Here is a 10,457-nt window from a genome sequence, read left to right as displayed (position 1 = left end):
TGCAGAATCTATAGAAGAAGCTGTAAGAAGAGAAGTAAAAGAAGAATCAGGAGTTGATATAAAAAGTGTTATTTATCATTCTTCACAACCATGGCCCTATCCCCATTCACTAATGATAGGTTGTTTAGCAGAAGCGCAAGATACTCAAATTTCTATAGATGAAGAAGAATTATCAGACGTAAGATGGTTTTCTAGAGAAGAAATCATCAGAGCTTTTGAAGCTCAAGCAAAAGGGGAATCTCACGATTTTTACCTTCCCGGGTCGATAGCGATAGCTCATCATTTGATTAAGTATTGGGCATTTGAAACAAATTATTAAATTATGTTTATTTGTTATTAATATATTCCTAACCCATATTGAAGAACAAATGAAACACATAACATTACTAAAATAGTTAAAGATATTTTCCTATATGTGGGAGCCTTAGGATTATCTTTAATCCACTGATAAAAAACCGCTCCTACAATTATAGACACAACCCAATTAATAATAAAAAGCATAATTAACCTCTTTTATTAACTTAATTTTGATCTTAAATATTGATCTGGCCATGTAACATCATCACCTAAAGTGAAAGCTGCACTTAAAGGCCAATAAGGGTTTCTTAGTAATTCTCTTCCAATGAAAATTGCATCAGCCTTATTTTCGACTAAAATACTTTCAGCATGTTCAGGATCAGTAATCAGTCCCACAGCTCCAGTTAGAACCTGAGCTTCATTCTTTATCGTTTCAGCAAATTCAACTTGATATCCTGGCACCATATCAGTCGAAGTAAGTGTCTGATTGGGAGATAAACCACCTGAAGAACAATCGATTAAATCAACACCATTCTCTTTTAGCCAAATACTAAATTGAAGGGATTCTTGAATGTCCCATGAACTTTCTGGTAGCCAATCGCTAGCAGAAATTCTTACAAAAAGAGGAAGACCAGTTGGAATTATCTTTCGTACAGCTCGCACAATTTCTAATCCAAATCTTGCTCGATTTTCAAGTGATCCACCAAAATCATCTTCACGTAAATTAGAAATCGGTGATAAAAATGAGTGAACTAAATATCCATGTGCGAAATGTAATTCAATAACCTGGAAACCAGCTTCTAAAGCATTTTCTGCTGCTTTAGCCCAACTATAAATTAAATCATCAATTTCAGTAATCGAAAGACTTGAAGGTTGTATATATCCTTCATTAAATGCTACAGAAGAAGGTGCTGAAATCTTCCAATTATCTATATCTAGTCTCACTCCATTTCTCCATGGCACGTCTCTGGAAGCTTTACGACCTGCGTGAGCCAACTGTATAGAAGGAATTGAGTCATATTCCTTAATAAAATCAGTAATAGGTTTCCAATGTTCCACTTGTTGTTTATTCCAAATACCTGCATCATGGGGCGTTATTCTTCCCTCTGGGACAATTGCACTAGCTTCTGCCATAACCAACGAAGCTCCACCTACTGCTCTTGTACCTAAATGAACAGTATGCCAATTATTTGGAATACCATCATTTGCAGAATATTGACACATAGGTGAAACAAAAATTCTGTTTTTGAATTTTAATGAACGTATATTGAGAGGTGTGAAAAGTTTGGATGATTCTTTTTTCATGATTTGTTAATATTAGATTTATATTTAAATATATACTTGCAGAAGTATATATATATTAAACTAATCATACAAGAGGGAATTATGGGACTTTTACAAAAACTTTTATCAGAATATATAGGTACGTTTTTCCTAGTTTTAGTCGGGCCCGGAGCAATTATTATTAATGAGATGACCTCAGGAGCAATTGGCCATTTAGGTATAGCAATTTCTTTTGGTGGTATTGTTGCTCTAATGGTTTATACTTTTGGTCGCTTTTCAGGCGCCCATATCAATCCTGCTGTAACGATAGGCTTAATTATCGACAATAAGATTTCTATAAAAGACGCTATCGGATATATTCTTGCACAACTAACAGGAGCAATCACTGCTGGAGTTCTTTTGTCCGTTTTATTTGAGAATAGTAAAACATTGGGTGTAACAACACCAAATGGGACTACCGAGTCACTAATTTTAGAAGGCATAATGACCTTTATACTCGTCCTAGTTATTATTAAAACGGTTAATTCTAAAGAAAACTTATTAGCTCCACTTGCTATAGGAGGGACAATACTGGTTTGTGCAACATTTGGTGGACCAATATCTGGAGCATCTTTGAACCCAGCAAGAAGTTTTGGGCCAGCACTTATAGCTAATATTTGGGATGGACATTGGATATATTGGATAGGTCCGATAGTAGGTTCAATTTTAGCAGCTCTAATTTACAGGTTTGTATTTGGCCAAATAAATGAAGAATAGAATAATTTTTGTATGTGTACATAATGCTGGGAGAAGCCAGATGGCTAAAGCATTCTTCAATAGCTTAATCTCTAAAAAATCAAAATGGTATGCTGAGTCAGCAGGAACACAACCATCAGAAAGTCTTAATCCTATAGTTGTAGAAGCAATGAATGAATTATCTATTGATATATCCGCAGAAAAACCACGAGCACTCAACTTCAATACTTTAACTGGTACCGACAGGCTTATTAGTATGGGTTGCAATATACAAGAGAGTTGCCCAATCAACTTAAGAAATGATATTGAAGATTGGGAACTTGAAGATCCCAAAAATCAGGATATTCAAAAAGTTCGTGAAATTCGAGATATAATCAAAATTAAAGTTGAAAACCTAATCGAAGAACTATCAATAACTAATTAACGTCTTGGTTCCCAAGAAAAATATCGTAGCGAAATAATTAAACCAAAAAGAAACCAAATCCCCATAGTCGCAAGATCTTGAGTTTCAAAAACAACTCGTGTGTCAAATGGATTAAATGAAGATTGAAGAGTAACCACAAATGGTTTTACAGGGAAAATATCTGCCAAGGTCTTAATCCATTGGGGGGCCAATGTTTGGGGTATAAAAATATCTGATATAAAAAATAACGGGAGAATTGATGCATTAACAATTGCAGGGGCTGCATCAGCATTCCTTATCACTGTAGTTATAGCAATTCCTAAACAACTAAATGTTATAGTACCAATTAAAAGAGCTGTTATAAAAACTATCAATGAATCATTTGGTAAACTCACATCGTAAAAAAGTACACCGCAAATTAAAACGATTACTACAAGTAGAAGTGAAACAAATGTTGTAAATAAAATTTTTCCTACCATGAAAGCCCATGGCGAAAGAGGAGTCCCACGAATCTTTTTTAAGATTCCACTATCTCGAGAATCGGTTAGTGTCATAGCTAAATTAGTATATGAAGCACTAATAACTGATAATGCAAGTATAGAAGGTATATAAAAATTCGATCCAGATACTACACCGCTTTCTATTGGTATTTCATCATCGCCAAATATTGCATTAAATAAAACCAAAAATATTAAAGGGAAAATAAATGTGAAAAATGCTGCTGGTGGGTTTCTCCAAAACGCTGTATTTTCGTATTTAATTTGACGAAGTGCTAGTTTCATCTGGTTCATATATCACTATCCTCTGACCCGACAACTTTTAAGAAAAGATCCTCTAAAGAAGATCTTCTTACGGTCAAATCATTTAATTCAAGAGAGTTTTCAATTGCCCAATGTGTAATTTCACCTAAAATTCCCGTAGGTGAATTAGTAATTATTGAGACTAAATTCCCTTTAATTTCGGCTATTTTGTTAATTGTTACAGGTAATGATTTATTGTTATCAGGTAATGTAAATTCTATAGTTGTATTTGATTCAGAATTAATTAATTCTCTAGTTGTACCTATTCTTTCAATTTTACCACTTACCATAAGTGCAATTCTGTCAGACAAGTATTCAGCTTCATCCATATAGTGAGTAGTAAGGATTACCGTTTTGCCTAATGATTTTAAATTACTGATCATTGACCACGCATCCCTACGAGCAGAGGGATCAAATCCAGTGGTAGGTTCATCTAAGAAAATCAGATCAGGGTCTCCTATCAAACCCAATGCAACATCAACTCTTCTTCGTTGACCTCCTGATAATTTTCTAACCGGAGTGTTGATTTGTTCCTTTAAACCAGTTGCATCAATAACTTCATTTATATTTCTGGGATTTTTATAAAAACCACTAAATTGTTTCAACACCTCTTGCACTTTAAGATAGGGTTCGATACCTGTTTCTTGTAAAACTATACCCACACGCATAGTCATATTTTGATCTTTTTTTTCTGGATCATAGCCTAAAACTGTCACATGCCCTGATGTGCGTTTTCTATGACCTTCAAGAATTTCAAGAGTCGTAGTTTTACCTGCACCATTAGCACCAAGTAAAGAGAAGATTTCCCCTGAAAGTACTTCAAATGAAACTCCCTTAACTGCGGGAAAATCACCATAAGACTTTGTTAGATCTTTTACAACAATTGCTGATTCAACCATCTAATTACTTTCAGGTTCCTCAGATCCAAGATCTTTTAAAAATTGTTCTATTGAAGGGGAAAGTTCTGTATATTCACTCTCCTCAGGTTCAATAGTAATATTTTCTAGTCTAGCGTCATATTCACTTTCTAATTTTTCTACTAAAGCTTTCACACCTGGATTTTGATCCATTTCATTTGTTACCCGTTGATATTGTCTTCGCCCACGTCTACTAACCGATAATTCATCAGGTAAATTGTATAATGACGAAAGAACTTTTATCAAATGCGAACATCCAGTAAAATCTTCTTCTAATTGTAAATATTGAGGTAATCTCACCATCAACATCATATTCTCAATATCTTGGGCAGATAACTTATCTCCAACTAAGTTCATGATAGATGTTGGGCCTTGATAAGGTCGTCTCCTAGCGCTTTGCATTATACCAGGTACACCTGTCATAGGTTCTCCATCATGTGTTCCCATCACTAACAACGGTCTCGTATGTGGAACTGCATCATACATGCCCCCTACTCTGGTAAACCGTTTTACCCCAAGTTGTTTTAAAACCTCAGATATAGTATCTATATATTCTTCTGCCATTGAATGAGGTTCAAGCATATGTAGAAATATATAATCAAAATCTCCTTCTGATTTTGCATATCTGAGATAAGTATTTGGTATAGTAGTTTCACGATTTCCATCAATATAAAAAACTACAGGCCTGTATCTGGTAAAATCAAAATATCTACCAGGATTTTCGAATTTACCTAGATCTTGTGCATCAAAATGACGTTCTAACTTATCTAAAGTAAGAGAACCTACACTTCCAGCATCTACCCACGGCCGTAAAGAGGCAATCACGTGAGGATTTCTAAGTTCAGGGAGTGGTTCTTCTAAAATATAGTCATTGATTTTCATAATTTACACCTAGATTCTAACAATCTAACCAATAAAATAATTATAACACACCTTACGAAAAGTTAATTAGACTTCAAAGGCATTTAATACAGATGCAATCATGGAATAATACCCAATTGTAGTGGTTAAATCTACTAATTCTTTTGTACTAAAACGCTTTGATGCATTTGAATACGTATCAGAAGATACTCTGTTTTGAGTCAATAGTTCTCGTGCATATGTATAAATTAATTGTTGATCTTGGTTTAGCACTTCTAAATTAGTATTAGAGTGTATAGCAGTAATAACATCCTCTGCAATTCCTGCATTTCTTGCCAACTCTGAATGTGCTTGCCATTCAAAATTACAATTCAGTGTACTTGCTGTGGTCAGTACTGCAATTTCACCTAATTCATTTGGTATTGTAGAATTAAATCTAACATAAGCTCCTGTGTCTCCCACCAAGCATGCTAGTTGTGGGCTATGTAATAAAACTCCAAAAGGACCTACAATCCGGCCACGAGTTCCAATAATATTTTCATATGCTTTTAGTGATTCACCTTCTAACCCGTCTTTTTCAAAAATACCATCTATTCTCATAATACTTCCTCCGATCAAATATTATTAAAAAAATTAAATACTAATGCATTAAATTCTCTAGGTTTCTCCTGTGGGATAAAATGACCTACCCCACTAACAACAGAATGTTCAAAAGAAACAACTGAATTCTTTATACTCTGCAAAGCTATTGAATTCTCTGGAAATCTTTGTTGATTTTCAGAAGTAATAAGTAATGTTGGACATTTGATATTGTAAAGCTCTTCAAACATATATGTTGGGGTATTTTCTTCATAAAATATTGCTTCAGTTTCTGGGGTACATTTCAAGGTATAAAGTCCATTAGGCATTTTATAAGTCCCACCTGTAATATATGACCATAAAATTTCCGAATCCCAATTTTTAAAAGTTTCAGCTTTACTATAACTATTAAATATAGATTCTAAATCATCAAATTCAGTTCTTCGCTTTCTAGTTATATCGGCAAGAGTCAATGTATTTGGTGTTTTTTTAGGAATAATTCTGCCCAAACTCAGAGTAGGTTCTATTAATACTAACCCTACTAACCTTTCGGATATCAATGAGCCTCCAAGAGATGCAACCCCCCCGCCTCTAGAATGCCCTACAAGATAGATTTCTTCTAAATTTAATGCTCTAATAAATTCTGGGAAATCACCAACAATTTCAGGCCAAGTATAATGACCAGGAATTTTATCTGAATCCCCATGCCCTCGTAAATCCAGAGCTATAACGCGATAATCTTTTGCTAAAAATTTAGCTGTCATATCCCATACAGAAGCACAAAGTCCCGAACCATGTACCAATACAATTGTTTTAGACCCTGCTCCCCATTCTAAGTAATGAATTGTTGTATCTTTTGCTTGTATATAATTACTTGTCGGTTCGTTCATTAGTATTGCCTATCAGGGTCTACAACATTAATTAATGGTTCGCCTTTAATTAATAAAGCAAGATTTTTTTCAAATAATTCGGTAGCTCTAGATTGTTGACTAGTAGAACGTCCTGCTCTATGAGAAGTAGCAATAAGATTAGGTTGAACCCATAATTCACTTTCTTCTTCTAGGGGTTCATTTGTAAAAACATCCAAACCAGCCCCAGCAATCCATTCTTCTTTTAAAGCTTTAATCAATGCTTGCTCATCAACAACTTCACCCCGTGAAACATTAATTAAATACGAGCTAGATTTCATTTTTTTTAATTTTGCTTCATTCATAATGCCTCTTGTTTCGTCAGACAAAGGGCAACTAAGAACTAGATAGTCACTTTGAGAAATTAAGTCATCGAATTCTTTTGTAGGTAAAAGCTCATCAACGTTTTCAGTGTCCTTATCTGAGCTGCTAATGGTTCGCTTTGTTGCAATGACTCTCATATCAAACGACTTTGCCATTCTTGCAACGTGTTTACCAATAGCCCCTAATCCAAATATTCCAACAGTTTTGCCATTAATTTCATCTGTAGCTGGTGCAGGCCTCCAAATCCGATTTCGTGCATTTTCAGAAAATGTATTATATTTCTTAGCAAGCATTAATATAAACATCATTACATGTTCTGCAACTGGTATTGCATTTAACCCTGCTAAAGTAGTTACAGGTATTCCGGCGTCTAAAACCCCAGAGATTTTCATATGATCAACACCTGCACTCCAAGCTTGTACCCATTTAAGGTTTGGGGCCCAATCTATAGAACGATATGGTAAGCCAACGCAAACAATCACATCAGCCTCTTCAAAAAATGGGGCGAATTCCTGGGGTCCGATTTCTGCAACTTTGTCTCCTAAATGATAAAATTCTGCAAATTTTGACCAAAGTTCTCTAGGTAATTGTTTTGCCTGATTAATTTTCGGATCAGCATTTAATTTTTCAACGTAGGCGGAACTCATTGGACTAGTAATTAAAATATTAGGTTTTAACAACATAACCTCCTAGAATTGGAATTGACATCTCGTAACAATTTAACATTGAGAAAATAAGAAATCAAACAATAATTCATACCGATTAGGGCGCTTTTTTTTATATAACTAATATACTATTGGTGTTACAATTTACATTCAAATAATGAAAATAATTATATCTGGAGGTTATAAATGGCCAAAGACAAAGTTCGAATTGGAATGGTAGGTGCTGGAGGTAATTTTGTATCTAGGCACATTCCAGGATTTAATCAAGTTAAAGAAGCAGAATTGGTAGGAGTAAGCAATAGAACTAGGCAATCAAGTGAAAAAATAGCCAAGGAATTTGGCATTCCCAATGTTTATGACTCATGGATAGATTTAGTTCAAGATGACGATATAGACGCCATAGCAATTGGAACTTGGCCTTATATGCATTGCCCAATTACTCTCTTGGCTTTAGAAAATGGCAAACATGTCTTAACAGAAGCACGAATGGCATCAAATTCTACAGAAGCCCATACAATGCTCGAAGCGTCCAAAGAAAACCCTGACTTAGTATGTCAAATAGTACCTGCTCCTTTTACTCTTTCAATTGACAAAAAAATAAATGATCTTTTACTAAACGGCTATGTAGGAGACATCGTATCAGTAGAATTAACATCCAATCCTGGTGCTTTTGTAAATAAAGATCAACCATTTCAATGGAGACATAATATAAAATATAGTGGCAACAATATTATGATGATGGGTATTTGGTATGAAACATTAATGAGATGGATTGGTCCTGCCAAATCAGTAAGTGCCATGGGAAAAATTACAGTTCCATATAAAAAAAATGATGACGGACTGTATCAGTCAGTTGAAATTCCAGACCATATCGACATCACGTGTAAAATGACATGTGGTGCCCAAGCTACTATTAAATTAAGCTCAGTTATAGGGCTTAATCCCAAAAATGAAGTATGGATTTATGGGACAGAAGGCACAATAGTAATAAATGGCACGACTCTTGAAATCCATGGAGGGAAAAAAGGAGACAAGTCTATTTCAAAAATCGAAGTTGAAAAAGAATATATTGTCGAAGGATTACAAGGATTGCCAGCAGGATGGAGAGTTGAAGAAGATTTCATAAATAGCATTGTAAAAGGATCGCCTGTCATACATTCTCCATTTGATGTTGGAGTACAATATATGGAATTTACAGATGCTGTTTCAATCAGTGCTCAAGAAGGTAAAGTTGTTCATCTACCATTCAGAAATTAATAAATTACTTCACTGGTTTAGCAATTAAAATTAATACCATAGAAAATAATGCTAAACCAGAAAATGTAAGAAATGCACCTGAATAACTTTGCGTATTATCATATATTGCAGCCGCAAATATAGGGCTAGCTACTGAAAAAATACTGTGTAAGGGTGACATAGCGCCTTGAATAGATCCAAAGTTTTTTCTACCAAATAAATCAGCGCGAAGTGATTGAGGTAAAGACGATAAGCCACCCCAGACAACTGCATATGGAACCCAACAAAATGCCAAAAAAGTAAAATTATTTGCTTGTGACATAAAAAATAGAGATATTGTCATAACAAATAATGAACTTGCCATGATATAGCGCTTGTTGATACTATCTCCTGCCCAACTTAAAAATACTCTTCCTGGGGCACTTAAAACACCTTGCAATAAAAACAACATGCTTGCCTGGGTTGCAGTTCCTCCTAGGCTTACCACCAGAGGAAAGGAATTTATAGCAACAGCAGTTGTTATACCTATCCTGATACTAACTGAAAACGCAAAAGCCCAAAATGTTTTTAATCTTATTGCTTGCATCATAGTAAAAGATATTTCACTATCATTGAGAGTATTGTCTTCAGATGTAGAGGATTTACTGTAATGTTCCCCATCTGGCAACATTCCGTATTGTTCAGGTCTATGCCTCATCACACAAGCTATAGGGATACCTACTATTAATACTAAAAAACCCATCAATCTAAATGCATTTCGCCATCCATACGACTCAATGAACATATTCACTAAAGGGACAATAATTGATGCAAGACTAGTACCAAGCCATAAAATACCAAAAGCCCTACCGCGTTTTTTTACCCACCAATTTGCAACTGAAGTCGATATAGGATTACCCAATCCCAAACTACTCCCTAAAACAACACCTAACAAAAAACAAATAATAAATACTGTGATATTTTGAGCAATGCTAATAAGAAAAAAACCAAGGCTCATTATAGGAAGTCCAATAAACATCATCGTTCTAGGACCAAACCTATCAACAAGATAACCTTCTAACGGTCCTATCAAGGCTGTTTCTATTCTTGCTACCGACAAAACCGTAGCAACTACAGCTATACTGACATTAAAGGTTTCTGAAACAGGTATTATGAATGCATTCAATGCATGGAAATTAAATCCTACGCCCAGTGTCATACCAACCAAACCAGCTAATATTATCCACCAACCGTAAAAAATGTTATTAGGAAATTTTTTCTCTCTTGTCGATCTATTTTCTAACATGCATTACACTCTAGCACATAAATGAAATGATCTGATCTGGAAAGCTTATTCTATTGATTCTAAAAATAAAAGTAGTAATACAGTTTATTATTTAAGTTCATAAACATAAATAATAAATCTTGTCTAGAATCGATTGATATTATATTTGGTCTACAGTATATTA

The 10,457-nt window shown here is 34.6% G+C and carries 12 protein-coding genes; 4 read left to right on the top strand and 8 right to left on the bottom strand.

All coding sequences use genetic code 11. From position 1 onward, the window contains the following. On the top strand, positions 1-319 hold a 319-nt coding region (locus FI695_06480; GenBank protein MQG51609.1), incomplete at its 5' end, for an NUDIX domain-containing protein. Between the two features lie 197 nt (positions 320-516). On the opposite strand, the gene FI695_06475 is transcribed toward FI695_06480, so the two are convergent. After that, entirely contained in the window at positions 517-1,602 is a 1,086-nt protein-coding gene (locus FI695_06475) for an NADH:flavin oxidoreductase/NADH oxidase (protein MQG51608.1), read from the bottom strand. A gap of 81 nt (positions 1,603-1,683) precedes the next feature. Between FI695_06475 and FI695_06470 the strand changes: the two genes are divergently transcribed. Together FI695_06470 and FI695_06465 are read left to right on the top strand one after the other, a co-directional pair. Continuing rightward, positions 1,684-2,337 carry an MIP family channel protein gene (locus FI695_06470; protein ID MQG51607.1) on the top strand — a complete coding sequence of 218 codons (654 nt, stop codon included), beginning with the start codon at positions 1,684-1,686 and terminating at the stop codon, positions 2,335-2,337. After that, complete coding sequence (locus tag FI695_06465) at positions 2,327-2,740, top strand: hypothetical protein (protein ID MQG51606.1); 414 nt, start codon at positions 2,327-2,329, stop codon at positions 2,738-2,740. Before FI695_06470 ends, FI695_06465 begins: the two co-directional genes overlap by 11 nt. Here FI695_06465 and FI695_06460 read toward each other — a convergent pair. From FI695_06460 to FI695_06435, 6 genes are all read right to left on the bottom strand, one after another. Further along, the gene (locus FI695_06460) at positions 2,737-3,510 is read right to left on the bottom strand and encodes an ABC transporter permease (protein MQG51605.1); all 774 of its coding nucleotides are present in this window, start codon (positions 3,508-3,510) and stop codon (positions 2,737-2,739) included. The two genes, FI695_06465 and FI695_06460, sit on opposite strands and share 4 nt — an antisense overlap. Continuing rightward, positions 3,507-4,418, bottom strand: a complete 912-nt coding sequence (locus FI695_06455; GenBank protein ID MQG51604.1) for an ABC transporter ATP-binding protein — start codon at positions 4,416-4,418, stop codon at positions 3,507-3,509. The genes FI695_06460 and FI695_06455 overlap by 4 nt, the downstream gene beginning before the upstream one ends. Next, positions 4,419-5,318 (bottom strand): PAC2 family protein, encoded by a 900-nt coding sequence (locus FI695_06450; GenBank protein ID MQG51603.1) that lies wholly within the window; start codon positions 5,316-5,318, stop codon positions 4,419-4,421. A gap of 66 nt (positions 5,319-5,384) precedes the next feature. Then, on the bottom strand, positions 5,385-5,897 hold the full coding sequence (locus FI695_06445) for a hypothetical protein (GenBank protein MQG51602.1): 513 nt from the start codon (positions 5,895-5,897) through the stop codon (positions 5,385-5,387). Positions 5,898-5,911: 14 nt separating this feature from the next. Beyond that, positions 5,912-6,766 (bottom strand): alpha/beta hydrolase, encoded by an 855-nt coding sequence (locus tag FI695_06440; GenBank protein ID MQG51601.1) that lies wholly within the window; start codon positions 6,764-6,766, stop codon positions 5,912-5,914. Continuing rightward, on the bottom strand, positions 6,766-7,791 hold the full coding sequence (locus tag FI695_06435) for a D-2-hydroxyacid dehydrogenase (GenBank protein MQG51600.1): 1,026 nt from the start codon (positions 7,789-7,791) through the stop codon (positions 6,766-6,768). Before FI695_06435 ends, FI695_06440 begins: the two co-directional genes overlap by 1 nt. Positions 7,792-7,959: 168 nt before the next feature. On the opposite strand from FI695_06435, the gene FI695_06430 reads away from it, so the two are divergent. Continuing rightward, positions 7,960-9,030 carry a Gfo/Idh/MocA family oxidoreductase gene (locus FI695_06430; GenBank protein ID MQG51599.1) on the top strand — a complete coding sequence of 357 codons (1,071 nt, stop codon included), beginning with the start codon at positions 7,960-7,962 and terminating at the stop codon, positions 9,028-9,030. 4 nt (positions 9,031-9,034) lie between these two features. On the opposite strand, the gene FI695_06425 is transcribed toward FI695_06430, so the two are convergent. After that, on the bottom strand, positions 9,035-10,294 hold the full coding sequence (locus FI695_06425; GenBank protein MQG51598.1) for an MFS transporter: 1,260 nt from the start codon (positions 10,292-10,294) through the stop codon (positions 9,035-9,037). Between the last annotated feature and the right edge of the window lie 163 nt (positions 10,295-10,457).

It is taken from the genome of SAR202 cluster bacterium, from assembly GCA_009392515.1.
Classification (GTDB): Bacteria; Chloroflexota; Dehalococcoidia; order Lucifugimonadales; family UBA6952; genus UBA6952.
Note: the sequence above shows the minus strand (reverse complement) of the source record. Positions and strands in the feature narration are given on the sequence as shown.